Below are 26,659 nucleotides of genomic sequence, written 5' to 3'. Positions count from 1 at the left end.
TATGGAATTTTTTAATCAATTTGGTGGACACTTATTATTTGGTTTTGTGGGAGCAAGCATTGCTTATGCTGTTGCACATGTACTAACAAAAAGTCGTAATCAACAAGAATTAGCCTTATTAGAGCATGAATTAGAATCAGAAAAAAAACTTTCATTAACTCAATTAAATCAACTCAATGTGCAGTTAGAGAAACAACAAAGTGAGTTGGATGAACTGGATCTCGAAAGAGATAAGCTTGCCCAAGAACAAAAACAATCTCATGGTCGTTTAATGGCAGCAATGGAAAAGCTACGTTATTTTGAAGCCATCCAAAAAGAGAAAGAATTCTTAACTCAGCAACTCGAATTTTCACGCCAAGCCAATTCGAATGTAGAAGCAGAGTTACGAGAGCAAGAAGCGCGTCATGAAGAAGAGCGTAAATCGAGCCAAGAAAAACTTGAGATGTTAGAGCGTGCAGAGTTGCGCTTAAAGCAGCAATTTGAAAACTTAGCTAATCAGTTATTTGAACAAAAAACCAAAACCGTTGATGAGCAAAATAAAGTCAGTTTAGAGGGCTTGCTGTCACCATTAAAAGAGCAGTTAGAAGGATTTAAAAGACAGGTCAATGACAGCTTTGGGTTTGAAGCGAAAGAACGTCACACCTTGGTGCATGAAATTCGTAGCTTACAACAGCTGAATGAAAAAATGACACAGGAGGCAGTAAACCTGACCAATGCCTTGAAAGGTGATAATAAACAGCAAGGAAATTGGGGCGAAGTTGTGTTAGCGCGCGTGTTGCAAGAATCAGGATTGCGTGAAGGCCATGAATACGATACTCAAGTAAGTATGGATAATGAAGATGGTAAGCGTTTTTACCCTGATGTGATCGTTCATTTACCGGATGAGAAAGATGTTGTAGTTGATTCAAAAATGACTTTAGTGGCGTATGAGCGATTTTTTAATAGTGATGACTTTAATGAAAAAGAACATGCACTTGATGAACACTTAATGGCTATTCGTGCCCATTTACGCGGATTAAGTAAAAAGGATTATCATAAGTTGAATGGTTTACGCAGCCTTGATTATGTCTTGATGTTTATCCCTGTAGAGCCAGCGTTCCAAGTCGCTATTGAAGCTGATCCCTCTTTGATATCAGATGCAATGGAGCAGAATATTATTATCGTTAGTCCAACAACCTTGCTGGTGGCATTAAGAACCATCAGTAATTTATGGCGTAACGAAAGACAAAATCAGAACGCAAAAATAATCGCCGATCGGGCCAGTAAGTTATACGACAAAATGCGTTTATTTGTCGATGATATGGAAGCGGTAGGAGGCTCGTTAGATAAAGCCAATCAAAGCTACCAAGGCGCGATGAATAAATTGGCAAGTGGACGTGGCAATCTTATTCGTCAGGCTGAAAGCTTTAAGGAGCTAGGTGTCGAAGTAAAACGTGATATAAATCGTAAATTTATTGAGCAATCTTTTGATGCAGATACGATGCAAACGCTTGGAGATAATAGCTTGTATAAAGTAGACTAGAGCGCTGTTGAATTCAGAGTATTGGGATTCAGCGAACAATCTCTAGAGGACTTAAAATGACGGACAAGATGCAAGCGCCTGAAGAAACAACACACTTCGGTTTTACCACAGTCGCGAAAGACGAGAAAGTTGCGAAAGTTGCGGAAGTATTTCACTCTGTAGCAGCAAAATACGACATCATGAATGACCTTATGTCTGGTGGTGTGCATCGCGTATGGAAACGATTCACGATTGATTGCAGCGGCGTACGTCCTGGTCATAAAGTTCTTGATTTAGCAGGTGGTACAGGTGACCTTACTGCTAAATTCTCACGTATCGTTGGTGAAACGGGCCAAGTGATTTTAGCTGATATTAACAACTCAATGTTGAATGTTGGTCGTGATAAATTACGTGATATGGGCATTGTTGGTAACGTAAATTACGTACAGGCGAATGCTGAGGAATTACCATTTCCAGATGATTTCTTTGATTGTATTACGATTAGCTTCGGCCTACGAAACGTAACGGATAAAGATAAAGCCTTACGTTCGATGTTCCGTGTATTAAAGCCGGGCGGTCGTCTATTAGTTTTGGAATTCTCAAAACCAATTCTTGAGCCATTATCTAAAATCTATGATGCGTACTCTTTCCACCTGCTTCCTAAAATGGGTGAACTGATCGCGAATGATGCTGAAAGCTACCGTTACTTAGCGGAATCTATTCGTATGCACCCAGATCAAGAGACCTTAAAAAGCATGATGGAAGAAGCTGGTTTTGAACAAGCAAATTACTACAACCTAACCGGTGGTATTGTTGCCCTGCACCGTGGTTACAAGTTTTAAAGGATAAAATGATGCCATTAGAACCGTTTGTAACTGGTGTGATGGAAACAGGATTAAACACTCTGTTGAAAGAATCACCGGATAGTAAAGTTGCTTTACTGCGCTTAAAAGGCAAAATTATTCATGTTCATTTAAACGAAGTGAACAAAGATTTGTTTTTTGTCTTTAGTCAGCAGCAAATTGATATTCTGTCTAAATTTGAAGGTGAGGTAGATTGTTACCTTGCGTTAAATTTAGCGGTGTTGCCGCAATTACGTGAGCAAAATAATATTACTCAGTTAATAAAACAAGACAAATTGGTGCTTGAAGGTGACCTTAACCTAGCTCAAAAATTTTCTGCATTACTCACTGAGTTGAAACCAGACATAGAAGAGAAACTGTCCCAATACACAGGTGATATTGTTGCTCATACGTTAGTCAGTAGTGTGAAAGGCAGTGCGTGTTGGGTGAAAAAGCAAATCACTCGTCAAACTCGTCATGCGGCAGAAGTATTAACTGAGGAGTGGAAAATCGCACCAGCACCGTTAGAAATCGCACATTTCTGTGATCAAGTGTCTGATGTTGAAACCCAACTATCTGAGTTAGATGCACGTTTAACACGATTATTAACCAATAATCCAATGGAGCGCGCATGACGCCATCAGAGCTGAAACGTCTTTATCATATTACCAAGGTACAACTTGAATATGGATTAGATGAGCTATTGCCTGATCATTCATTGACCCAATTACCAAAGCGTTTACGTAAAGGTCTTTTTTGGATTAAAAACAAGCATCCAGAAAAGCCATTGGGTGAGCGTCTGCGTTTAGCATTGCAAGATCTAGGGCCTGTATGGATTAAGTTTGGTCAGATGATGTCGACTCGTCGTGATCTCTTTCCTCCTCATTTAGCAGACCAATTGGCGTTATTGCAGGATCAAGTTGCTCCGTTTGATGGCCAATTAGCTAAAGATCAAATGGAACTCTCACTAGGTGGCCCATTAGAAAACTGGTTTACTGATTTCGATATAATCCCATTAGCGTCTGCGTCTATTGCTCAAGTGCATACCGCGAAGCTTAAAGAGTCGGGCCGTGAGATTGTCTTAAAAGTTATTCGTCCTGATATCCGTCCAGTGATTGAAGCGGATATTCGTTTGATGCATCGCATGGCACGATTGGTTGATCGGAATGTTCCTGAAGCTCGTCGTCTAAAGCCTGTTGAAGTTATTGATGAATATGAAAAGACGTTACTGGATGAACTAGATTTAAGACGAGAAGCTAGTAATGCAATGCAACTGCGTCGTAATTTTGAAGGCAGTGAAGAGTTATATGTACCAGAGGTGATTTTAGATTTAAGCTCTGAGCACTTAATGGTGTCTGAGCGTATCTATGGTATTCAAGTATCAGATATTGAGCAGCTAGAAAGAAACAACACTAATATGAAGCTATTAGCTGAGCGTGGTGTGTCGGTATTCTTTACTCAAGTGTTCCGTGACAGTTTCTTTCATGCAGACATGCACCCAGGTAATGTTTTCGTCAATCCAGATAATCCAGATAATCCACAATGGATAGGATTAGATTGTGGTATTGTTGGAACTCTCAATAAAGAAGATAAACGTTATTTAGCTGAAAACTTAGTTAGGTTTCTTTAATAGCGATTACCGTAAAGTTGCACAATTACATGTTGATTCAGGTTGGGTTCCGGAAGACACTAACGTTGAAGAATTTGAATTTGCTATTCGTATGGTATGCGAACCTATTTTTGCTAAACCATTAGGAGAGATCTCCTTTGGTCATGTGTTATTAAATCTTTTTAATACTGCACGTCGCTTTAATATGGAAGTACAACCACAACTGGTATTATTGCAAAAAACATTATTGTACGTAGAAGGGTTGGGACGACAGCTTTACCCTCAACTGGATCTATGGGCAACGGCTAAACCGTTTTTAGAAACGTGGATGGCAAAACAGATTGGACCGGCAGCCTTTATGACTGCTTTGACTGAGAAAGCGCCATTCTGGGCAGAAAAACTACCTGAGCTACCTGATTTAGTTTATGACAGTTTGCGCCAGGGCAAAGTTCTCAATCAACGAATGGATAAACTCTACGCAGGTTATCGTCAAAGTAAGCGACAACAAGCGAAAGGACAATTCCTATTTAATGTTGGCGCAACTCTGTTGATTTGTTCTGCGGTGTTATTAACCAGTAACATTACTGCGTTAGCATCAATTAGTGCTGCTACAGGAGTCACGTTTTGGCTATTAAGCTGGCGAGCATATCGTCAATAAGCGTTACTCTGATTAGCAATTTTTTAACCCTAACACGCTGAGGAAACAAGCATGGGTGGTATTAGTATTTGGCAACTTCTTATTATTGCAGTAATTATTATTCTACTATTTGGTACGAAGAAATTACGCGGTGTAGGCAGTGATTTGGGTTCTGCAGTTAAAGGCTTTAAAAAAGCAATAAGTGATGAAGATACAGCAAAAGATGCGAAGAAAGATGACGCTGATTTTACTCCTCAAAACTTAGAGAAAAAAGAAGCAGAAACAGTAGAAAAACAAAAGCAAAACGACAAAGAGCAGGCATAACACGTGTTTGATATCGGTTTTTGGGAACTGATACTAATCTCTGTTGTTGGGCTCGTTGTATTAGGGCCGGAGCGTTTACCAAAAGCGATCCGCTCTGTTGTTCAATTTGTGAGTGCGGCAAAAAGTATGGCGAATAACGTCAAAGATGAGCTGTCTCAAGAGTTGAAAATACAAGAGTTACAAGATAATTTGCGTAAAGCAGAACAGATGAATATGGAAGACTTGGCGCCTGATCTTAAAAAATCAGTTGAAGAGTTAAAACAAGCGGCAGCTGATGTCACTCGTCCATATGCAAAACCAGAAGAGAAAGCAGACACTCCAAAAGTGGATGTAGAAACTTCGGTGGCATCTGATTCAACTTCTAAAACAAAAGCAGAGTAATTATGTCATCAGTTGAACACTCTCAGCCGTTGTTAACTCATCTACTAGAGCTAAGAAATCGTCTATTAAAGGCATTAATTGCCATAATCGTGGTGTTTTTAGGTCTAGTTTGGTTTGCTAACGACATATATGAGTTCTTATCTGCACCTTTGGTAGAAAGGTTACCCGCAGGTGCAACGATGATAGCAACTGATGTCGCGTCACCTTTTTTCACGCCCATAAAGCTGACTTTGGTGGCATCGGTATTTGTTGCTGTTCCTATGATTCTTTACCAGGTATGGGCATTTGTGGCTCCTGGATTGTATAAGCATGAAAAGAAACTCATCATGCCATTATTATTTTCTAGCTCACTATTGTTCTATGCCGGTGTATCGTTCGCTTACTTTGTTGTATTTCCTTTGGTATTTGGTTTCTTTACAACCATTGCGCCAGAAGGAGTTCAAGTAGCAACTGATATTGCTAGTTATCTTGATTTTGTCTTAGCCTTATTTATGGCTTTTGGTATTGCATTTGAAATACCTGTCGCCATTATTTTATTGTGCTGGACAGGTGCGACTACGCCTGAAATATTAAAACAAAAGCGTCCATACATTGTTGTGGGTGCATTTGTTGTTGGTATGATGCTGACACCACCAGACATTATTTCTCAGACCTTACTTGCTATACCTATGTGTATTTTATTTGAGTTTGGTTTGTTCTTCTCGCGCTTTTATGTAAGAGATGAAAATAGAGATGATTTGGAACAAGATGAAGCATAATGCTTGATTAAGAACTAATAGCTAATAAGCACTGATATTATATCGGTGCTTTTTTTTGTAAGGCTAAGTAAGTAAAAAGTATGTGATTGTAATATCAGTGGTAGCATTCTCTTTTTTATACTTTCAATGGAGATGAAGGTGATTTTATAAAGAGAGTTTGTATGCAAGAAGAGCTGAAAACAAGAAAGAAAATCTTAACTGTCGCCACAGATTTATTTTCTCAAGGATCTTATAGCAAGGTAACCATAAGAAATGTTGCTCAACGTGCAGATGTGAGCCCAGGGCTAGTTCTTTATTATTTTTTATCTAAAGAAGATCTCTATTGTCAGATATTTGAAGAGTTTTTATTGTTTTTAGAAGGTAGATTAGAGCAATTGAAATTAAGGTTAGAGGCTACTCTTATGGATGTGGTGAGTTGTTACCTTGATCTATGGCATAACAATAAATCGTTACTGATCTTAATGCATAGAGAGCTACTTGCAGTAGGAGAGAGTAAAGTTAAAAAACGTTTAGAGTTTCGTTTTATTAGAAAACATTCTGAGCTACTACAAGTGACTTTACTAAATTTAAATTTATGTACGTTAGAGCAACAAGAGCATTATTCTACCTTAGTCATGTCCCTTTCTATTCATCCTTTTATTCAAGGCTATTCTCAACCATCAGCCGTACTTTGTAATATTGATGCATTAAAAGATGCCTATCACAATGCGCTAACGTGTTGAGAAGGTAATACTAATGTATCACCTTCTCATGTCATATTTTATGGGCGAAGAAGTACTTTAACACTACTGTCTACGTCAGATTCGTCAATATAACCAATGCTGTTTGTTGACCCTACTACAGCACTTTTTACGAGTGCTGTAGATGGTTGGGTTTTTGGTGGCTGTCCTTTACCGGTAAATACTTTCTTTAGCCCAGAATGCTTGTAATTGCGCTTCTGTCTTTCCTGTTACAGCAGAGTGAAATTCACTTTTTAGCGCGTGTCCATCTTCTAAATCAATTGCTTCAATATTAAGAGACTTTGCTTTTCCTAAGTAAATTTTCTTGATAGTTGAGGCGTCAAGTTCAGGACTTGCTGGATTACCCACAACAACAACACCAGCTTGTGCAGCTCCCGTCACAACAAGGCTAAGCAATAAAATAGTTTTTTTAAGCATGACTCTTTCCTTAGAATACAACGTCAAGTTTGATGGTGTAGATTGTCGAGCTATCAATAGTTTGGTTTTGTGCTACACCAGATAAACCACCGTTAGTATCGCCAAAGCCTGTGATGTATGTGATGTCGGCTTTTAGCGCCATGTTGGTATATACATCCCAACGAGAACCAATGCTATAGCTTGTGCGTTCAATATCTAATAGTGCCTGTTGCATTGCAGCGCCAGCATAATCAATTGGATTTGATGCACTGCTTTTTTGCATTTGAACGTATTTGGTTATCTTGTGTTTCCATGCGAGAAACCGTGATGTAAGGCGTAACTGATTCAATACGGTAGCCAAGCGTTAGATAAGCGGCATCAACATCAGGATAGAAGCCATTAGTTTCAGTACGAGTCAACTCAGACATCGCAAACAGTTGTTCACCGTCATAACGAGCACCTAAGCCGTAGAATTTAGCTTTATCATCTTCGAATGTAGAGTTAGCAATGGTTGGCATCATTGCATTACCAGATTTCCAATTGTCAGAAGAGCTTACTTTTGCTTGTGCGTAACTTGAACGTAAAGTAACCGTATCATTTGTCCAAGTAATTACACCACCATAAATCTGATCAAATTTAGTCTCTACCTCAAACTTAGTTTTATCTGAGCTTAAGTTATGAGAGCCAGCAAAGCCTTGAAGTTGAATATTACTGTCTTCAAGCTCAATGTCATAAATAGCATCAGCACCTGTAAATGATGTTGCTACAACAGTGCCGTAAACTTCCTGAGGGACTCGAGCACCAAGTTGAGCATAGCCAACTTCTAGATAATCAGACAGCATGAATAAGGGAAGACGTAATTTACCTGCACGGCCAGTAAAGTTAGTGTTGAACTGATGGCTAATAAATGCCCATTCAACCTGTGGCGTCCAATTTTCAAGTTCTGTACCACGGCTAACCAATTGAATTGTTGCAGAGGTTGAGTCATTAACAGTGAATACAGTTTGTAACCCAAACAGAGAACCTTCATCTAGGTTAAGTGTATTGGTTGTTCCTGCATAACCTGCGCTGTTATTAGCTGTTTGCAGGTTTAATGAAGCAAAACCATTAAACTGAAAGCGATCAGACAGACTTGATTGCTGCTGCTCGGTAAGAACAGATACTTGTTGCTCTAGTTCAGAAATGCGAGCATCTGTTGATTCTACTGCTAAAGCTTGAAAAGAAAGCGCGCATAGGCTCGCAATCGGCAATAGGCGAAAAGCCTTAATTGTCATAATGGTTCTCCATTTTTATTATGTTTGTATTGTTACACTTTGAATTGTGATGTTGAGTGACTTAACTGCTCAACCACACTCAGTAACTGTTCACTGGTTTGATCGAGATAAACAGTAGACGAGGCCATCTGTGTTGCACTATCGGTACAGTCATTCAGTAAATCTTGAATAATAAGAGAGGTTTGTCGTTGTTCTTCGGTCGCTGAGGCTATTTGGTTATTAACAACAGTAATACTAGCGACTCTATCTGTTATCGTTTTTAAGCTATTACCTGCCAATGTTGAGCTTGTTACCCCTTCCTCTGTTCGATGTAAGCCAATATGCATCGCTTCAACAGCAGACTTCGAAGCGATTTGAAGCTCTTCTAAGACGACTTGGATCTCTTGTGTTGATTGCTGTGTTCGTGCTGCGAGAGTCCTTACTTCATCTGCAACTACAGCAAATCCGCGCCCTTGCTCTCCTGCGCGAGCAGCTTCAATCGCTGCATTGAGGGCAAGAAGGTTGGTCTGATCTGCAATGCCTTTAATCGTGTCTAGTATCGAGGCTACGTTATTGGTGTCTTGCTCTAGTTTATCAATAACAACAGTCGTATTTTTAACGTCGGTCGCGAGTAAATTAATGATACTTGCTGTTTCTTGTACAATGCTGAATCCATTGGTTGCTTTATTGTTAGCATCATTGGCTTCTTGAGAGGCTTGTTCTGCAAAATCCGCGACATGATTAACTGTTTGTAGCATCTCATTGATAGAAGAGGTGACTTGTTGGATCGTCGTCTGTTGGGTTGCTGTGTTTCTACTTGTATCTTGGCTATTAATAGAAAGTTGTTTAGTAATGTCACCAAGTTGATGAATGCTATGTACCGTACTTGAGATCGTTGAGTGTAGTTTACTAATAAAAGAGTTTACTTGGTCGACTAATGCCACGACCTCATCTTTTCCTTCGTAATGAATACGACCCGTTAAATCCCCTTCGCCACTTGAGATTTCAGCCATTCTTTGCGTGACGATACCGATAGATTGACTGATTGATCGTAAAATCATGAAGCTAAAACCAATGGAGAACAGGACAACGAACACTCCAGATATAATGGAATTAGTTGCCGCATTTTTTGCTCCTATTTGAGCATTACTTATCATTGAGAATACTTGATCTTGTAATGTTTGTTGGAATCGTTGAAGTTTCTCAGAGAGTTCTTTTTGTAGTTTTAAATTATTATCTGCTTGCGTAGATAACTCAGACATACTTTTAGAGAGGGTAATAAAATCAAGTGCTAACTCATTACCTTTAAGAAAATAAGAATGGGTAAGGTTTTCAATGCTACGTAATTCTTGAGTTTGATGAGGTAAGAGGTTTTTTGCTTCTCGAATGTCAGTATTCATACTGTCGGATAATACCCTTGCTTGCTCTAGAGCATCTTCTTCTCCCGTTAAGATTGCGGTTTCAAACTGCTGGGTCAGTTGGGGCAAGGTCCCATTGAGCTGAACGATGATCTCCAATGGCGGGATAGTATTGCTCTTCTAAAGAAGAGAGATGTTGGTTATTGGTATTATGAACTTGGGTATTAATTGAGATTATAGTAATAATTCCAATAGTTAGAATAACCATTAAGAGAAGGAATTGCTGACGGATACTAATAAAGCGGGATAAGTTCATAATGCCTTCTTGGTGGTTTATTTACATAATGGATAATTAACCTAATACTATATGTTTTATAAATTGCTTAGTATTAAACCCGTTGAACAGAGATGGTGCTTTGTTCAGGTTGTTGTTTTAGCTTTCATTAGAAATAGGGTGACCATGATCACGTTATAGTTTTAGCAAAGTAAGAGTAAGTAGAGATAAAGTGGAAATCTCGTGTGCGAGATCTCTCACAATAGAGTGCGACTTTACGTTTAATCTATAGTTACATCTCACCTTTAGCTTCTTAAGTTGTTGATTTGAATGTATTTGAGTTTGTACCCTAAATCATAAGTATTTTTTTTTGCAAAAAGAGTGAAATAGTCTATTGCTGAAAAAATCCAAAAGCGTAGTCTTATTGGTGTCGGAAGGATGCTGACACGGAACAGGAACTAGCCAAGGATTTGGTACGCTTCAGGATGAGGCACTCGGTTACTTAGGATTAGTAATCGGCACGGATAGCGAAATGGACATTGAATGGACGCAATAGTAACTAGGATGGTTGCTACTAAGGAAAGACAATGGACACCTCTAGGATTGAGGTAAAAGGACTGCACATCAGGATGATGTAATGGACACCGCTCAAGGAACAAGCGAAGAGAGTTAACTACGGATTGTTAACGGATCAGGATAAGATCAAGGACACCGCTAGGATAGCGAGAAAGGAATACACTGAAGGATTCAGTATACTATCAAGGATTTGATGCATGGAGCACCATTAGTAGCCGGATTGCTGCGAGTAAAGTTATAACCCCGTTGGACGAGAGTCTAGCGGGGTTTTTCTTGTTTGGGGCAAAGTAAAAGAGCAGGGTTCAGATCGGTCGCAAGCTCCCTTAAAGGTTTCAGGAAGAGCCTATACGCTGCGCTAACTAGAGGCTAGAACGCTTCGCTTCTATAAGTGCAAAAGCTGATTCAGAATCTTGATGAAATATGGTATCAACAACCTGCTCTAACTTCTCCTTGTATTGATATTACCGATCCCAGTTGTTTATCGATAAAGGGGAGCCTAGGAGGGGTTGCGAATGCAGGGTTTAATTACTCTGTATTTTTTCTTGATCTTATAGTTTCTAGTTAGCGAAGCGTATCGTTTCTAGTTGTATTTATCATTTACCACGCTCATCCCTGAACCCTTCAAGCGAAGCGATCTGAATCCTTATTCCTAAAACACCACGGCCAGTGTGCGAGATCTCTCACAAACAAGTGCGTTTTTTCACTTTATTCATGGGTAAATTCAACCTGTTCTAACTTAAGTTATTGATATAATTTAATTTAATTTGTTCTGTTGAAAATAAGATAATTATTTTTGCAAAAGTTTGAACTTAGTCTATTGCTGAAAATAATGAAAAGCGTAATCTTATTGGTGTCGGAAGGATACTGACACGGAACAGGAACTAGCCAAGGATTTGGTACGCTTCAGGATGAGGCACTCGGTTACTTAGGATTAGTAATCGGCACGGATAGCGAAATGGACATTGAATGGACGCAATAGTAACTAGGATGGTTGCTACTAAGGAAAGACAATGGACACCTCTAGGATTGAGGTAAAAGGACTGCACATCAGGATGATGTAACGGACACCGCTCAAGGAACAAGTGAAGAGAGTTAACTACGGATTGTTAACGGATCAGGATAAGATCAAGGACACCGCTAGGATAGCGAGAAAGGAATACACTGAAGGATTCAGTATACTATCAAGGATTTGATGCATGGAGCACCATTAGTAGCCGGATTGCTGCGAGTAAAGTTATAACCCCGTTAGACGAGAGTCTAGCGGGGTTTTTCTTGTTTGGAGCAAAATAAAAAAGCAGGGTTCAGATCGGTCGCAAGCTCCCTTAAAGGTTTCAGGGGTATGTGTGATGAGTTTATCTATACTAGCTAGAAACTATACACTGCGCTAACTAGATACTATAAGAGCGAGTGTTGTGTCGTTGGAATAACAGCGTTAAAGAATCAGATTTTTCTCTTATAGAAGCGAAGCGGTCTAGTCTCTAGTTAGCGAAGCGTATAGGCTCTTCCTGAAACCTCTTTTTTTTCTCTTAAATCCCAAAAAGTCTTTTCGCATTCGCCGTCGTAATCGCATCCACATCCGCCAAGCTTATCTCACGTAAATCAGCTACACGTTGGGCAACTAATTGTGTATACGCTGGCTCATTACGCTTACCACGGTGAGGTACAGGTGCTAAATATGGGCAATCGGTCTCTAGAATTAAGTAATCCATATTCAGATGAGGAATTATTTTATCCATTCCGCCATTTTTAAAGGTAGAAACACCGCCTAAACCAAGATGAAAGCCTAGATCATTAATTGCTTTTGCTTCATCAACTGAACCACCAAAGCAGTGGAAAGTACCTGATAACGAGCCATCTTGTTCTTGTTTTAGAAGGCTTAATGTCTCTTCAATAGAATCACGAGTATGGATAACAACAGGCAACTTCATCTCTTTTGCCCAGTTTAGTTGGGTGATAAAAGCCATCTCTTGTTCAGCTTTAAAGGTTTTGTCCCAGTATAGGTCAATACCTATTTCACCTACCGCAATGAAGTTATGTTTCTCAAACCAAGAGTGGATAGTTGCTAGCGTTTGCTTAACATCAGCATTTACATAGCAAGGGTGTAATCCCATCATCGAGCGACAAACATCAGGGTAGGCAGCTTCGGTTTTTAACATTGGTTCGATAGATTCTAAATCGATATTTGGTAATAAAATTTGGTCAATACCTTGTGCTAAGGCACGTTGAACGACTAAATCTCGGTCTTCATCAAATTCTTTCGCATATATATGAGCGTGGGTATCAATCATCATTAAGGCTCTTTTATTAAAATTATATTTTCTATCATACCAAGTTACTCGTAAAAATCAGATCTCTAAGAAAATTTGGATTCAAAAGGCGATGGGTATATATTGATCGCATCATAAATACAAAAGGAGCTCAGTGTGTCTGTATCCATTCAAGGTGCGTTTCCAAACCGTCGTATGCGTCGTATGCGTAAGCATGAATTTAGCCGTCGTCTAATGGCTGAGAACCAATTAACCGTTAATGATTTAATCTACCCAATGTTTGTGCTTATGGGTAAAGATCGTCGTGAAACGGTAGATTCAATGCCAGGTGTTGAGCGCTTATCGATCGACTTATTACTTGAAGAAGCACTGCGTTTATATGATTTAGGCATCCCTGCGATTGCTTTATTCCCAGTTGTTTCTCAAGATGCTAAAAGTTTATGTGCAGCAGAAGCTCATAACTCAGAAGGCTTAGTTCAGCGTGCAGTGAAAGAACTAAAAGCACACGTTCCTGAGCTAGGAGTTATCACTGATGTCGCATTAGACCCATTCACGACTCACGGTCAAGATGGCATTATTGATGAAGACGGTTACGTGATGAATGACGTAACGACAGAAGTTCTGATTAAACAGGCATTATCGCATGCTGAAGCGGGTGCAGATGTGGTGGCTCCGTCAGATATGATGGATGGTCGTATTGGTGAGATCCGAAAAGCGCTAGAAAAAGCGGGTTACGTTCATACGCAAATTATGGCGTACTCTGCAAAATATGCGTCTTGCTACTATGGCCCGTTCCGTGATGCTGTTGGTTCTTCATCGAACCTGAAAGGTGGTAATAAAAAGAACTACCAGATGGATCCTGCCAACAGTGATGAGGCAATTCATGAAGTTGCAATGGACATCAATGAAGGTGCTGATATGGTCATGGTGAAACCAGGTATGCCTTACTTGGACATCGTTCGTCGTGTTAAAACTGAACTTCAAGTTCCTACGTTTGCTTACCAAGTATCGGGTGAATACGCGATGCACAAAGCCGCTATTATGAATGGTTGGTTGAGTGAGCGTGATACGGTGATGGAATCGCTATTATGCTTTAAGCGCGCAGGCGCTGATGGCATCTTAACTTACTTTGCGAAAGATGTAGCAGAGTGGTTGGCGGAAGAGAAGAAGTAAGAGCAGAATTAAGTGCTGTTAGCTCTTTTCTAAGAAATAAAAAAAGCATGATGATTTTAGTTAATCATCATGCTTTTATTTTTCCTGAAACCTGAAACCTGAAACCTGAAACCTAGAATTAGTTTAAATAGCTGCACTTGCTCTTATAGAAGCGAAGCGTTCTAGCCTCTAGTTAGCGAAGCGTATAGGCACTTACTCGCCCCTAAAATCTAGTCCCTAGCATCTATAACCAAATCCCAACCAATATTCGTCTGCTTATCCGCTTCAATTTCCAACTCAGCTCTTGTTAGCGGGTTTTTAGCTAGCCATTCCTCATCAATCGATAATGATAAAACATTTTCTTTTTTAGAAAGAGTAACGATTGGGGCCAAAGATACATCTCGACGATGGGTTAAAATAAGCGCTAAACGTAGGATGCGTAACATACGTTGAGCTGATAAATCTGAAACAGCATGCTGAGTTGGCATAGCAGAAAACTGTTCGCGATAACGGCGCAGTAATTCACCTAATAGGTGTTTTTGAGCGCGAGTATAACCGGGTAAGTCTAATGCGTTGATTAAGTAAGCAGAGTGCTCACCTGCTTTTTTATAATCAATACACATACCTAATTCATGAAGCTGAGTTGCTGTTTTTAATAATGGTAAAGCTTGAGGTTCAATTAACCAATCATCACCACATTGTGCGACAAGTTGTTCAACTAAATTAGTCACTTGTTGAGCGTAGTCGGTATCGAGTTGGTATCGTTGCTGAATACTTGAGATGGTTCTTTTACACACCTCATCGTATTGAAGAGCCTCGATCATGCCATAGCATAAGCCTTCACGCAGAGCGCCACCGGCCAATGTCATCGAATCGATATTTAATAATTCAAATATAGCGATAAGAATGGATAAACCACTTGGGAACACTAAAGCGCGCTCCAGAGTTAATCCATCAATATCTAATTCTTCTAAATGTTCATACAGCATGGCTTGTTTTTGAAGGCGCTTAAGCTTGGCTAAGGTGATAACCTCGTCCATGCCTTGCGCCAACATAATTTCTTGCAATGCTTGAACCGTACCACTTGCACCTACACAGGTTTGCCAACCAAGATCGGTATATTGCTGTAAAATAGGAGCCAGTGTCTCTTTTGCGCCAGTAATGGCCGCATCGAAGTTATTCTTAGTTAATGCACGGTCTTTAAAGTAGCCTTCAAGCCAAGTGACACAACCCATTTTTAGGCTTGTGAGTGCTTGTGCTTCAAAACCATCGCCAATAATCAGTTCAGTACTTGCACCGCCAATATCAACAACCAGTCGACGGCCATTACCACCAGAAGTGTGCGCAACTCCTTGGTAAATCATACGAGCTTCTTCTTCGCCTTCGATCACATTAATATCATGACCTAAGATTTGATTGGCTTTTTCTAAGAAGACATCCACATTGGTTGCTACACGCAATGCTGCGGTGCCGACAATGCGAATGTTTTCTACAGGGATGTCTTGCAGACGTTCTGCAAATAAGCTCAAACAATCCCACCCACGCTGCATAGCTTCATGGCTGAGTGTGTTGTTTTTATCTAATCCAGCAGCTAAACGTACTTTACGTTTGATTTTAGCCATGGTTTGCACACTACCATTTATATGACGCACAACAAGCATATGGAAGCTATTGGAGCCTAAATCAATGGCGGCATACATAGGTGATATTGTTGAACTTTTCATAACATCCTTTTATTTTCTTATCATAGAACTCAAATTAAGCTTGAGGGCTACGAGGTTGACGTGGACGAGAGAACTTACGATTTCCGCCTTGACGTTGACCATTGTTGCTTCCGTTACGACGATTTTGTGGCGGACGACGCTGTAGACGTATCGGCGCAGGTAAATCTTCTAATAATGCAGAAGAGTCGTAATCAGATTGTGGAATTGAATGCTCAATGTATTCTTCGATTGCAGGAAGATTAATTGCGTACTCTTCACACGCAAAGCTGATTGAATTACCACTTTCACCAGCACGACCAGTACGACCGATACGGTGAACGTAATCTTCTGCTTCGTTTGGTAAATCGAAGTTAAATACGTGAGTTACTTGTGGGATGTGTAGACCACGAGCTGCAACATCAGTCGCAACTAGGATATCAACTTCACCTTTAGTAAATTCTTCTAGGATGCGCTCACGTTTTTTCTGTGGCACGTCACCAGTAAGAAGACCAACACGGTGTTTATCAGCTGCTAAATGTCCCCAAACTAATTCACATTTGTGTTTAGTATTGGCGAAAATGATAGCACGCTCAGGCCAATCTTCTTCGATTAGTGTCTGAAGAAGTGCCATTTTATGATCGTTTGAAGGATAGAATAATTCTTCCTGAATACGATGGCCTGTTTTTTGGTCCGGTTCTACAACAACGTGTTCTGGCTCTTGCATGTGTTCAAAAGCAAGCTCTTGTACACGGTAAGATAGCGTTGCAGAGAACAGCATGTTTAAGCGTTCTGTTGGCGCAGGCATACGACGGAAGATAAAGCGAATGTCTTTAATAAAACCTAAATCGAACATGCGATCGGCTTCATCAAGTACAACAACTTGAATCATCTTAAAGTCGATGTGACCTTGCTTGTAGAAGTCGATGATACGACCGGTAGTACCGATCAAAATATCAACGCCTTGCTCAATCACTTGTTGTTGTTTTTCATAACGTTCGCCACCGTAAGCTAGTGCGGCTTTGATACCAGTGCTTGCGATCAGTGACTCAGCATCTTTATGAATTTGAATCGCTAATTCACGCGTTGGTGCCATGATAATGGCACGCGGTTGCGTAATTTTACGACCTTCAGGAGCTGGTGTCGTTAGTAGGTGATTAAAAGTAGCAGTAAGGAACGCTAGCGTCTTACCTGTACCCGTTTGGGCTTGGCCTGCAATGTCTTGGCCGGCGAGCAGTACCGGCAATGCCTTAGCTTGAATAGGAGTACATTTAATGAACCCCTGTGCATTCAAACCATCAAGGACCTGAGGCTGTAAACCTAGGTCGGCAAACTTTTGCTCTGTGATGTGCGTCTTTTTCATTGCTATAGAATATCAGTTAAAGCTTGCAATACGAAACGTATTCCATTCAAATAGGGCATCAATTTGCTGGTTATCATCAAATCAGCCTTTAAATTTAACGTTGGAGTTGACGATGAGCGACAAAATTTTGCAGCTTACAGATGGCGGTTTTGAAGACAGTGTGATCAATGCTGCAGGCCCAGTACTAGTAGATTTCTGGGCGGAATGGTGTGGTCCTTGTAAAATGATCGCTCCTATCCTGGACGAAATTGCTGACGAGTACGAAGGCAAATTAACGATTGGTAAATTAAATATCGATCAGAATGCAGGAACACCACCAAAGTTTGGTATCCGTGGTATTCCAACGCTACTTCTTTTTAAAGATGGTGGTGTAGCTGCAACGAAAGTGGGTGCACTTTCTAAAACTCAACTTAAAGAGTTTCTTGATGCAAACCTATAATATAGGGTGCAATTAAGTCAGATAGGACCGCATGTAATGAGAAATTATGTGCGGTTTTGTTTTATCTAAGCTAAGCTAAGCTTAGAAATCAGGGCCAAGCCCTAGACTAAAATGCGAATAAGTGATAATTTATCGCGCGTAATTCATACGATTTCATTTCTGACCGAGCTCGAAGGTCATCCATTCTTAAATCAACTAAAGATAGAATCTGATTTTGACTAAACAACTACCTACCACTATGAATCTTACTGAACTAAAAAACCGACCTGTATCGGATCTTGTTGCTCTTGGCGAATCATTAGGCCTAGAAAACCTAGCGCGCCTAAGAAAACAAGACATCATCTTCTCCATCCTTAAGCAACATGCGAAAAGCGGTGAAGACATCTTTGGAGATGGTGTTCTTGAGATTCTTCAAGATGGCTTTGGTTTCCTTCGTTCAGCAGATTGTTCTTATTTGGCTGGCCCGGATGACATCTATGTCTCTCCAAGCCAAATTCGTCGCTTTAACTTGCGCACTGGTGATACGATTGCTGGAAAGATTCGTCCACCTAAAGATGGCGAACGTTACTTTGCTCTTCTTAAAGTAAACGCAGTTAACTATGATCGTCCTGATAATGCTCGTAACAAAATTCTTTTCGAAAACCTTACTCCTTTACATGCGAACGATCGTTTACGCATGGAACGTGGTAATGGTTCAACAGAAGACATTACAGCACGTGTTCTTGATTTAGCATCACCGATTGGCCGTGGTCAACGTGGTCTGATTGTTGCTCCGCCAAAAGCGGGTAAAACAATGCTACTTCAAAACATTGCTCAAAGTATTGCTTATAACCACCCTGAGTGTGAGTTAATGGTTCTACTTATTGATGAACGTCCAGAAGAAGTAACTGAGATGCAACGCCTAGTTAAAGGTGAAGTTATTGCATCAACGTTTGATGAGCCAGCGTCTCGTCACGTACAAGTTGCAGAGATGGTTATCGAGAAAGCAAAACGTCTTGTTGAACACAAAAAAGACGTAGTTATCCTGTTGGATTCAATTACTCGTCTTGCTCGTGCATACAACACCGTGATCCCATCGTCTGGTAAAGTTCTTACTGGTGGTGTTGATGCAAACGCATTACACCGTCCTAAGCGCTTCTTTGGTGCAGCACGTAACGTTGAAGAAGGTGGTAGTTTAACTATCATTGCAACGGCACTTGTTGATACTGGCTCTAAAATGGATGAAGTTATCTACGAAGAGTTTAAAGGTACAGGTAACATGGAATTACACCTAAACCGTAAAATTGCGGAAAAACGTGTATTCCCTGCTATCGACTTTAATCGTTCTGGTACTCGTCGTGAAGAGCTTCTAACTAAGTCGGATGAGCTACAGAAAATGTGGATCTTGCGTAAGATTGTTCACCCAATGGGCGAAACTGACGCAATGGAATTCTTAATTGATAAGCTATCAATGACTAAGACTAATAATGAGTTTTTTGATGCGATGCGTCGCCAGTAACTGATAATTAACTCACTTATTGATATTTAACTCAATTATTGGTACTGAGATCAATAAATAATGAAACGCTGCCTATCTAGGTGGCGTTTTTTGTTGATTATTTGTTAATTTGACGGCATCATCATTTGTACTAAGCTGATATAAGGAATATCTACTTAGTTCATTAAAGGAGTAACATATGCGACAAGGACTGTTAGCATCGATCCTCCTCTCAGCAAGTTTGCTGGCTGGTCAAGTATCAGCATCTGAAGTTCAACCTAGTTTTGTTAATCGTTTACTGGTTGATCAGCAACTCAATAAGAAGGTCGATGAATTACATCAATATTTAGTTGATGGTGACATCATTACACTTAATTTTTCCCTCAATCGTCTCTCTATGCCACAACAAGAAGCGGTACGTTTCATGTTGGTACAGAAAATAGAGCAGAAAAATCAGATCTTAAGCCCTAAAGGAACTATTTGGCTTAAAGAACAATTAGTTATTCATCCAGCTTATACTATTAAAGAGCAAGGTAATGGTTATGTGGTAACTAAACTTGCTTTTGACTATTCTAGTATTGCCTCTCGTGTCTTAAATCAGATGTCAAAAGATCAAAAAGTATTAGATTTTATTCTTGCAGCTGAAGAGCATCGCTTAGTTCTATCTGAATGGCTAGTAGGTGAACCGCATGAAGTACGAGTTCGCCAGTCAATTGTTCTCGCTGAATTAGACAGTTTAACCCCGGAAGCCCTAGGGTATCTTGTTGCTCAGATAACTGACGATCCCTTATCTGTTTGGTTGCCAACAACCGAAGTAATGGTACGTTTGGCACAGTTATCTCAAAGTGCTGATGTGTATAAGATTTTATGGAAAATGCGTACTGATCAACACAGTATTGCTGAGCTCGATCGTTTAGCAGCTGTTGCACCAGAGCCATTTGCAACTCAACAAATTATTGCAGCGACGAATAATCCTTCTTTAAAACAGAGTGCTTTTGCTTCATTGGCACAACTTCATCCACTTCCTAAAGAGGTTCAAACCTTTTTACTTGCAAAGATTGACCATATTCAAGATGGTGGTGCGGTGGCGATGCATTTAGCTAATTATGGACATGCGTCTTGGTTGGAGAACTTATCAACAACACGTAATAAAGTACGCAGACAGCATGTAAGTGTTGCGTTATCACAGCGCTAATATTGATCTATCTAGCATTAAATAAATAGAGAGTGTGAGTTTGAATTGGGTTGGGTATAATTGATTCAAACTTCACGACAGTAGATAGCGATGAAATATAAGGATTTACGTGATTTTCTCGATCACTTGGAACAGATCGGACAGTTAAAACGCATTTCACACCCCATTGACCCTCATTATGAAATGACAGAGATCAGCGATCGTACTTTACGAGCGGGTGGTCCTGCATTGCTATTCGAAAACCCTATCGGTTACGATATTCCTGTATTAACGAATTTATTTGGTACTGCTGAGCGTGTTGCGATTGGTATGGGTCGTAAAGATGTCCTTGAACTGCGTGAAGTGGGTAAATTATTAGCGTATCTAAAAGAGCCAGAGCCACCAAAGGGCTTTAAAGATGCTTTAGATAAACTGCCAGTATTCAAACAAGTATTGAATATGCCAACCAAAAATATTCGTAAGGCAAATTGCCAACAGATTGTTTGGCAAGGTGATGAGGTTGATTTAGATAAAATACCAGTAATGAGCTGTTGGGCTGATGATGTTGCTCCGTTATTAACGTGGGGTTTAACCATCACGAAAGGCCCAAATAAAAAACGTCAGAACTTGGGTATTTATCGTCAGCAAAAGCTCAGTAAAAATAAAGTGATTATGCGTTGGCTTGCCCACCGTGGTGGCGCGTTAGACTTACGTGACTGGATGGAAACTAATCCGGGCGAACCTTTCCCTGTATCGGTGGCATTTGGTGCTGATCCTGCCACTATTTTAGGTGCTGTTACCCCTGTTCCTGATACCTTATCTGAATACGCTTTTGCCGGTCTTTTACGTGGCAGTAGAACTGAAATTACCAAATCGATTAGTAATGAGTTAGAAGTGCCAGCCAGTGCTGAAATCGTACTTGAAGGGTATATTGATCCAACCGAGTTTGCCGATGAAGGCCCTTATGGTGATCATACCGGTTATTACAATGAAGTTGAAAAGCATCATGTCTTTACCGTAACCCACATTACCATGCGTAAAGACCCTATCTATCACAGTACCTATACCGGTCGTCCGCCAGATGAACCCGCAGTATTGGGTGTGGCATTAAACGAAGTGTTTGTTCCTATCCTACAAAAACAATTCCCAGAAATTATTGATTTCTACCTGCCACCAGAAGGTTGTTCGTACCGTATGGCGGTAGTGACGATGAAGAAACAATATCCAGGCCATGCAAAACGCGTGATGATGGGCGTGTGGTCGTTCTTGCGTCAGTTCATGTACACCAAATTTGTATTAGTGTGTGATGAAGAGGTGAATGCACGAGATTGGTCACAAGTGACAGCGGCAATGTCTCTGCATATGGACCCGTTTCGAGATAGTTTGATGATAGAAAATACTCCGATTGATTCATTAGATTTTGCTTCGCCAGTCGTTGGTTTAGGCTCAAAGATGGGCTTAGATATCACTAAAAAATGGGACGCCGAATTAGCATTATCACCTAATGTCGAATATTCACTGACAGACAGTGAGCAGATTGAAGGGTGTTTGGCGGAAATTACCAAAGCGTGCCCTGAGATTATCGATATTCACTTGCAAAATAACAACGCCAACATGGTTGTCGTTTCTATCAATAAGCAAGCGGTCGGTAATGGTAAGAAAATCATGGAAGCCGTTTGGTCTCAATTTAGTGAGAACAAGTTTGTTATTGTGTGTGATGACGATGTCAATGTGAGTGATTGGAACGACATTATTTGGGCTGTCACCACTCGAATGGACCCTGCAAGAGATACGTTATTTTTGCAAGATGGCCACGGACACTCAAAAATGGGATTAGATGCGACCAATAAATTGGGCTCTGAATGTCTCCGTGAGTGGGGAACACCAATCAAGAAAGACCCAGAAGTGGTCGCTAAAATTGACTCTATTTGGGATGAATTAGGTATTTTCAAATAAGAATTTGTTTTACTGACTATTTTAGTGAAGTGTAATGTCTTGTAGTAAAACAGTTGTTGTTATCGATAAGCTATCAACACCAATTAAATCCATTCTGCTTTTGCGGAAAGACATTTCATTTCACTGAATAAAGTGAAGTATTAAAATCAATAAATTAAGTGTAATGAAAAAAATAATCCTACTCCCACAACAAAAAGAATTCAGCATCGAAGAAGGACAAACCATCTTAGATGCGGCATTAGACGCAGGGATAAACTACCCAAATCGATGCCAAGTAGGAGCATGTGCCATGTGCTTATGTAAAAAGTTAGAAGGGGAAATAGAGTACGATTTAGAACCACTTCTAACAGACAAAGAACAACAAGAAGGGTGGGTATTTGCGTGTCAGGCAACAGCAAAAAGTGATTTAGTGCTGTTATTAGAGTAAATCCTCCCCGTATAATTAGAGCTTAATGCTCAATACACATAATAATTACAGCGTATAAATACCATTTTAAATAGGTATCAGCTGAAAAAGGAAAGTCATGCCAATCAATTGCAAAGTAAAGTCTATCGAGCCATTGGCTTGTAATACTTTTCAAATCTTACTTCACCCAGAACAACCTGTTGAATTCAAAGCAGGCCAATACCTAATGGTAGTGATGGGAGAGAAAGACAAACGTCCATTCTCAATTGCAAGTAGCCCGTGTCGCCACGAAGGTGAGATTGAACTCCATATTGGTGCTGCTGAGCACAATGCTTATGCGGGTGAGGTGGTTGAGTCAATGAAAGCCGCACTAGAAAATGGTGGAGATATTCAAATCGATGCCCCTCATGGTGAAGCATGGATCCGTGAAGACAGCGACCGCTCAATGCTATTGATCGCTGGTGGTACAGGTTTTAGCTACGTACGTTCAATTTTAGATCACACGATTAGTCAAAATATTAAAAAGCCAATCTTCTTATACTGGGGTGGCCGTGATGAGCGTCAACTGTATGCAAAAGCGGAGATAGAAGCGATTGCAGCAGCACATGATCACATTACCTTTGTTCCAGTAGTAGAACAAATGGAAGGCTGGACAGGTAAAACAGGTAATGTACTTGAAGCAGTAAAATCTGACTTTAACTCACTAGCTGAGATGGATATTTATATTGCAGGTCGTTTTGAAATGGCAGGTGCAGCTCGTGAGCAATTCACGGCAGAAAAACAAGCGAAGAAAGAGCAATTATTTGGTGATGCATTCGCATTTATCTAATTTATTATCTTGGTATGGCTTTGATTTTTAGCTAAAGTTAATACAAATAAAAATGCCACTCAATAAAAGAGTGGCATTTTTTATGAGTCTTATTTAACAAAGATTAGTCGTTATCACCAACCATGATTAAGGCTTTACGGGATAGATTTGCTGCATCTTGCTTGTGATTTTGTTTATCTAGAACACGTGCTAAATACGCATAATCAGACATATCTTCACGGATAGCTAATGCTGCTTCAAAGTGCTCTCTTGCCGGCTGCCATTTTTCAATACGCATATAAAGTTGAGCTAATGTACTTTGAACCACAGGATTACGAGCGTCGTGGTTAACCATCTCTTCAAGCAAAACTGTTACTGGGTGATAGTCTGCTAAGTTTAAGGTTGGAAGTAGTTCAACTAAGCGATCATCACTACGCTTTTTCAAATTATCACGTAAGATAATATAGGCTTCAGAATCCGCTTTACGTGCATGTAATTGTTTAATTAAACAAACTAATACAGGAACGTGTTTCTTTAGCTTTTTAGGTAAAGAATTCCAATGATCTAATAACCCAACAGTGCCTTGATTGGTTGCAATGAATTCCATCAATCCACATTCAGCTTTCTCTTCTAACTCTAACGCCTGTTGCTCTGTGATCAAATTCGCTTTGGTGAGAGGGTGAATAATATTCTTTAATGGTTGCCATTCATTTAGTGCCAAATAACACTCTTTAAGTAGCTCTAGCAGCACAGGGTTACGTGGATAATCCACTTTTACAGACTGTAGCGTAGCAAGAGCAAGTTCATATTGTTGCTCACGCATTTGTAATTTAGCACTCGTTAATGCTACTGCTAGTGTACTGTCTGCTTGCTCTGAAGCCATTTTTAAGTAATGGTCTCGTTGCTCTATTTGCTGACGGCCCTGAGCTGCTTCTGCCGCTGCAAGGTAGTTCAGTAATGGGAAATCATTGTGGCGTCCACCTTTAGTAATTAAGCGTTCTGCCTCTTTCCACTCACCCTCATGTAGCTTTAGCATCCCTTTAAAGGTGTTATAGCGCGCTTTACGTAAATGACGAGCACTGAACCAACCGCGGGTGAAACTGCCTACAGATAGAATTCGCTTCACTATCATTTCAAGTACAAATAGGCCAGCTATCAAGGCGCCGATAAAGATAACTAAGGTCGTTAAACTCATCTCAATGGTAGTTTCAGCGACAGAAATAAGGACATAACCTTGCTGATCAGCAAATGTAGTACCTACAATTAATCCACCGACTAAGACGATGGCTAGAAGAAGGAGTCGGATCATGATTTATCTCCTTCTACCACTTCTGCTTTTTTATCTTGCGCTGGTGATTCGCCAATTGCTTGAACATTACGGCGCAGACGCTCAGAAATAAAGTCAGACAGTAGTGCTTGAGTCTTCATTTTCTGTGGGTAACGAACATCTACTTTGTATTTTGATAGAGAATCAATTTGAGTCATAAAGCTCTGAACCGAAGGATCATCCTGTTGGAAATACTGGGAAGCCCATAGTTTTGCGCTTTCTAATGATGTTGTATAGACCTCACTTTGCTCGCGATACAAGGCTTTAGAAGCTAATAATAATTTCCCCTTGATGTTCTCTTTTAAATAGAAGTGCTGTTCAGGGCTTAGTAGAGGAATAACATTACCTTCACGAACACGATAAGTAATAAAATGACCTGCAAAATCATTCAAAGATTGCATCAGGTTTGATTGCCAATCATTGATGTCTGTTGATACTTCTTTTTTCTCGATAGCCTCTGCATCAGGGAGGATCGCATTAGCTAATGGTAGAGTATTCACTTGTTGCTCAAGAGTATTGAGCTTTAGAACTAAGCCATCACGATCAATAAGAGGAATCGCTTTTAATGTAGATATGTCACTCGCCATAGCACGGCGAAGTGGTGTTAGGCTTGGATCATTTAAAGCAGAGATGCGTTGGTCTGCACTTTCCATTAGACGAGTAGCACTTACTACATCATGTTCTAACCATAATTTACGTCCAGCCATTTTTACTAAGTAGTCAGCTTCAGCAAGTAACCAATCATTCGGACGACGGCCTTTAACATCGGCAATAGCCAATTGAAGGCTAGCAATGCTCTTATCTTGTTGCTGTATTAAGACCGTTGCTTTGCGAACGATTTCATCAGCACGGTTAGTAATACGTTGCTCCGCTGTGACTAGTTTTGCATCAAAAGTACTGTCGGCACTTTTTAATTGCTGTTCTAGTTTAGCAATCTTAACTTGCTGTTGTGTCATTTGTTGTTGTGAAGTAAAGAAAGCTCCACCACTTAGCACAATAGAAATAATGATTGCGACAGTACCTAAGCGACGGCTTTTCTTATCGACTAATTCATCATTTTTTTTAGGCGCTTCAGGTTGCGTCACTGCTTTTTCTTGTTTTGGTGTTTCTTGCGGCTTATCTGTCGCAGTAACCGGTGCTGCGTTTTCTTTTGCAGACTGTGGTTTAGTATTTTTTGTCATTTGAAAGTCCCATCTTGATGATGCTCACTGAGATAGTGCAGCAAGTCGGAATTAGAGGCTCCGCCAACCGTTTCAATATGTTGATAACCAAGTTGTTGTCCAAGCTGGTTAATTCGTTCACTAGGTACTAATAATCGACACTTCAATACCCAGTTTAAATCAGTATTGGTAAATTGCGAGGTGAAAAAAGAGAGTTGCTCCCCGCTAGTGATTACCAATGTATTTACGTTTTTATTTTTCCATTCTTTGGTCTTTATTGAACCATTAAATGGGGTGGATTGGCGTTGGTAAGTTTCACAATAAGAGACTTTAGCACCTAAGGATTCAAGGGCTTCAAAAATGAGGTCTCGTCCGCCATTTCCGCGCAAGATAATGACTTTTTTCCCTGCTACCGTCTGTAAGACAGGAAGGGCTAATAAATGTTCACTATCGCTTGGTGTCGGGAAGTGTACTGGATCTGAAATATAGGTTCTGAGGTATTGAGCGCTCTTTTGACCCACCGCAAGGTAATTAACCCCTTTTTTCCACTCTTTTTGCTGCTGTTGTAGGTAATGTTGCGTGTGTTGAACTGCATGTTGACTTACTGTAATAATAAAGTCATCAGCAGAAAGTGATGAAAAAAGAGCTGGAAGCAAAGAGAGTTCTCTACCTGGGTGAACCGTTAACAGAGGATGAGAAATAGCAGGATGCCCTAATTGATTCAGGGCATCACATAGTGCTTGGCTCTCTTGCTCTGGGCGAGTCACCAAAATCGTCATCG

At 40.2% G+C, this 26,659-nt stretch carries 25 protein-coding genes and 1 pseudogene; 15 read left to right on the top strand and 11 right to left on the bottom strand.

The window, feature by feature from the left end; translation table 11 throughout:
• Position 1 precedes the first annotated feature (1 nt).
• The 8 genes and pseudogenes from rmuC to ACU5DF_RS18550 all read left to right on the top strand — a co-directional run bounded on the left by rmuC (position 2) and on the right by ACU5DF_RS18550 (position 6,774).
• On the top strand, positions 2–1,522 hold the full coding sequence (gene rmuC / locus ACU5DF_RS18585; protein ID WP_446713836.1) for a DNA recombination protein RmuC: 1,521 nt from the start codon (positions 2–4) through the stop codon (positions 1,520–1,522).
• 56 nt (positions 1,523–1,578) lie between these two features.
• Positions 1,579–2,343: a bifunctional demethylmenaquinone methyltransferase/2-methoxy-6-polyprenyl-1,4-benzoquinol methylase UbiE gene (gene ubiE, locus ACU5DF_RS18580; protein ID WP_045100867.1), complete on the top strand. Its 765-nt coding sequence runs from the start codon at positions 1,579–1,581 to the stop codon at positions 2,341–2,343.
• Positions 2,344–2,354: 11 nt separating this feature from the next.
• Positions 2,355–2,978 carry a ubiquinone biosynthesis accessory factor UbiJ gene (locus ACU5DF_RS18575; protein WP_446714277.1) on the top strand — a complete coding sequence of 208 codons (624 nt, stop codon included), beginning with the start codon at positions 2,355–2,357 and terminating at the stop codon, positions 2,976–2,978.
• Positions 2,975–4,610: pseudogene (gene ubiB, locus ACU5DF_RS18570) on the top strand (ubiquinone biosynthesis regulatory protein kinase UbiB). Before ACU5DF_RS18575 ends, ubiB begins: the two are co-directional and overlap by 4 nt.
• 51 nt (positions 4,611–4,661) lie before the next feature.
• Positions 4,662–4,913 (top strand): Sec-independent protein translocase subunit TatA, encoded by a 252-nt coding sequence (tatA, locus tag ACU5DF_RS18565; protein ID WP_045100870.1) that lies wholly within the window; start codon positions 4,662–4,664, stop codon positions 4,911–4,913.
• 3 nt (positions 4,914–4,916) lie between these two features.
• Positions 4,917–5,294, top strand: coding sequence for a Sec-independent protein translocase protein TatB (gene tatB / locus ACU5DF_RS18560; protein WP_446713835.1), 378 nt, complete (start codon positions 4,917–4,919; stop codon positions 5,292–5,294).
• Between the two features lie 2 nt (positions 5,295–5,296).
• A complete protein-coding gene (gene tatC, locus ACU5DF_RS18555; RefSeq protein ID WP_045100872.1) occupies positions 5,297–6,052 on the top strand; it encodes a Sec-independent protein translocase subunit TatC in 756 nt (251 codons plus the stop codon).
• A gap of 161 nt (positions 6,053–6,213) precedes the next feature.
• Positions 6,214–6,774: a TetR/AcrR family transcriptional regulator gene (locus ACU5DF_RS18550; protein ID WP_045100873.1), complete on the top strand. Its 561-nt coding sequence runs from the start codon at positions 6,214–6,216 to the stop codon at positions 6,772–6,774.
• A gap of 168 nt (positions 6,775–6,942) precedes the next feature.
• Here ACU5DF_RS18550 and ACU5DF_RS18545 read toward each other — a convergent pair whose 3' ends face one another.
• The 6 genes from ACU5DF_RS18545 to ACU5DF_RS18520 form a co-directional block, all read right to left on the bottom strand.
• Positions 6,943–7,209, bottom strand: coding sequence for a hypothetical protein (locus ACU5DF_RS18545; RefSeq protein WP_446713834.1), 267 nt, complete (start codon positions 7,207–7,209; stop codon positions 6,943–6,945).
• 10 nt (positions 7,210–7,219) lie between these two features.
• Complete coding sequence (locus ACU5DF_RS18540) at positions 7,220–7,471, bottom strand: hypothetical protein (RefSeq protein ID WP_446713833.1); 252 nt, start codon at positions 7,469–7,471, stop codon at positions 7,220–7,222.
• Positions 7,440–8,462, bottom strand: a complete 1,023-nt coding sequence (locus tag ACU5DF_RS18535) for a hypothetical protein (protein ID WP_446713832.1) — start codon at positions 8,460–8,462, stop codon at positions 7,440–7,442. The genes ACU5DF_RS18540 and ACU5DF_RS18535 overlap by 32 nt, the downstream gene beginning before the upstream one ends.
• A gap of 32 nt (positions 8,463–8,494) precedes the next feature.
• Positions 8,495–9,928 (bottom strand): methyl-accepting chemotaxis protein, encoded by a 1,434-nt coding sequence (locus ACU5DF_RS18530; RefSeq protein WP_446713831.1) that lies wholly within the window; start codon positions 9,926–9,928, stop codon positions 8,495–8,497.
• A complete protein-coding gene (locus ACU5DF_RS18525; RefSeq protein WP_446713830.1) occupies positions 9,903–10,115 on the bottom strand; it encodes a hypothetical protein in 213 nt (70 codons plus the stop codon). Before ACU5DF_RS18525 ends, ACU5DF_RS18530 begins: the two co-directional genes overlap by 26 nt.
• A gap of 2,060 nt (positions 10,116–12,175) precedes the next feature.
• Positions 12,176–12,937, bottom strand: coding sequence for a TatD family hydrolase (locus ACU5DF_RS18520; RefSeq protein ID WP_446714276.1), 762 nt, complete (start codon positions 12,935–12,937; stop codon positions 12,176–12,178).
• Between the two features lie 135 nt (positions 12,938–13,072).
• Between ACU5DF_RS18520 and hemB the strand changes: the two genes are divergently transcribed.
• Positions 13,073–14,089, top strand: a complete 1,017-nt coding sequence (gene hemB, locus ACU5DF_RS18515) for a porphobilinogen synthase (protein ID WP_446713829.1) — start codon at positions 13,073–13,075, stop codon at positions 14,087–14,089.
• Positions 14,090–14,298: 209 nt separating this feature from the next.
• On the opposite strand, the gene gppA is transcribed toward hemB, so the two are convergent.
• Positions 14,299–15,792, bottom strand: coding sequence for a guanosine-5'-triphosphate,3'-diphosphate diphosphatase (gene gppA, locus ACU5DF_RS18510; protein WP_446713828.1), 1,494 nt, complete (start codon positions 15,790–15,792; stop codon positions 14,299–14,301).
• Positions 15,793–15,826: 34 nt separating this feature from the next.
• Positions 15,827–17,131 (bottom strand): ATP-dependent RNA helicase RhlB, encoded by a 1,305-nt coding sequence (gene rhlB / locus ACU5DF_RS18505; RefSeq protein WP_446713827.1) that lies wholly within the window; start codon positions 17,129–17,131, stop codon positions 15,827–15,829.
• Positions 17,132–17,243: 112 nt separating this feature from the next.
• On the opposite strand from rhlB, the gene trxA reads away from it, so the two are divergent.
• From trxA to fre, 6 genes are all read left to right on the top strand, one after another.
• Positions 17,244–17,570, top strand: a complete 327-nt coding sequence (trxA, locus tag ACU5DF_RS18500; protein WP_045100880.1) for a thioredoxin TrxA — start codon at positions 17,244–17,246, stop codon at positions 17,568–17,570.
• 238 nt (positions 17,571–17,808) lie between these two features.
• Positions 17,809–19,068, top strand: a complete 1,260-nt coding sequence (gene rho / locus ACU5DF_RS18495) for a transcription termination factor Rho (protein ID WP_446714275.1) — start codon at positions 17,809–17,811, stop codon at positions 19,066–19,068.
• A 178-nt stretch (positions 19,069–19,246) separates the two neighbouring features.
• On the top strand, positions 19,247–20,242 hold the full coding sequence (locus ACU5DF_RS18490) for a hypothetical protein (protein WP_446713826.1): 996 nt from the start codon (positions 19,247–19,249) through the stop codon (positions 20,240–20,242).
• Positions 20,243–20,332: 90 nt separating this feature from the next.
• Complete coding sequence (ubiD, locus tag ACU5DF_RS18485) at positions 20,333–22,177, top strand: 4-hydroxy-3-polyprenylbenzoate decarboxylase (protein WP_446713825.1); 1,845 nt, start codon at positions 20,333–20,335, stop codon at positions 22,175–22,177.
• A gap of 163 nt (positions 22,178–22,340) precedes the next feature.
• A complete protein-coding gene (locus ACU5DF_RS18480; RefSeq protein WP_446713824.1) occupies positions 22,341–22,604 on the top strand; it encodes a 2Fe-2S iron-sulfur cluster-binding protein in 264 nt (87 codons plus the stop codon).
• Positions 22,605–22,701: 97 nt separating this feature from the next.
• Positions 22,702–23,412 carry an NAD(P)H-flavin reductase gene (gene fre / locus ACU5DF_RS18475; protein WP_446713823.1) on the top strand — a complete coding sequence of 237 codons (711 nt, stop codon included), beginning with the start codon at positions 22,702–22,704 and terminating at the stop codon, positions 23,410–23,412.
• A 103-nt stretch (positions 23,413–23,515) separates the two neighbouring features.
• Here the strand turns inward: fre and ACU5DF_RS18470 are convergent, their stop codons facing one another.
• The 3 genes from ACU5DF_RS18470 to ACU5DF_RS18460 are packed head-to-tail and all read right to left on the bottom strand — an operon-like array spanning position 23,516 to position 26,657.
• The gene (locus ACU5DF_RS18470; protein ID WP_446713822.1) at positions 23,516–24,700 is read right to left on the bottom strand and encodes a heme biosynthesis HemY N-terminal domain-containing protein; all 1,185 of its coding nucleotides are present in this window, start codon (positions 24,698–24,700) and stop codon (positions 23,516–23,518) included.
• On the bottom strand, positions 24,697–25,899 hold the full coding sequence (locus ACU5DF_RS18465) for a uroporphyrinogen-III C-methyltransferase (protein ID WP_446713821.1): 1,203 nt from the start codon (positions 25,897–25,899) through the stop codon (positions 24,697–24,699). Before ACU5DF_RS18465 ends, ACU5DF_RS18470 begins: the two co-directional genes overlap by 4 nt.
• The gene (locus ACU5DF_RS18460) at positions 25,896–26,657 is read right to left on the bottom strand and encodes a uroporphyrinogen-III synthase (RefSeq protein WP_446713820.1); all 762 of its coding nucleotides are present in this window, start codon (positions 26,655–26,657) and stop codon (positions 25,896–25,898) included. Before ACU5DF_RS18460 ends, ACU5DF_RS18465 begins: the two co-directional genes overlap by 4 nt.
• Positions 26,658–26,659 lie beyond the last annotated feature (2 nt).

Source organism: Aliivibrio wodanis (assembly GCF_052920805.1).
The sequence above is the reverse complement of the archived record's forward strand: the minus strand, read 5'-3'. Positions and strand labels throughout refer to the sequence as shown.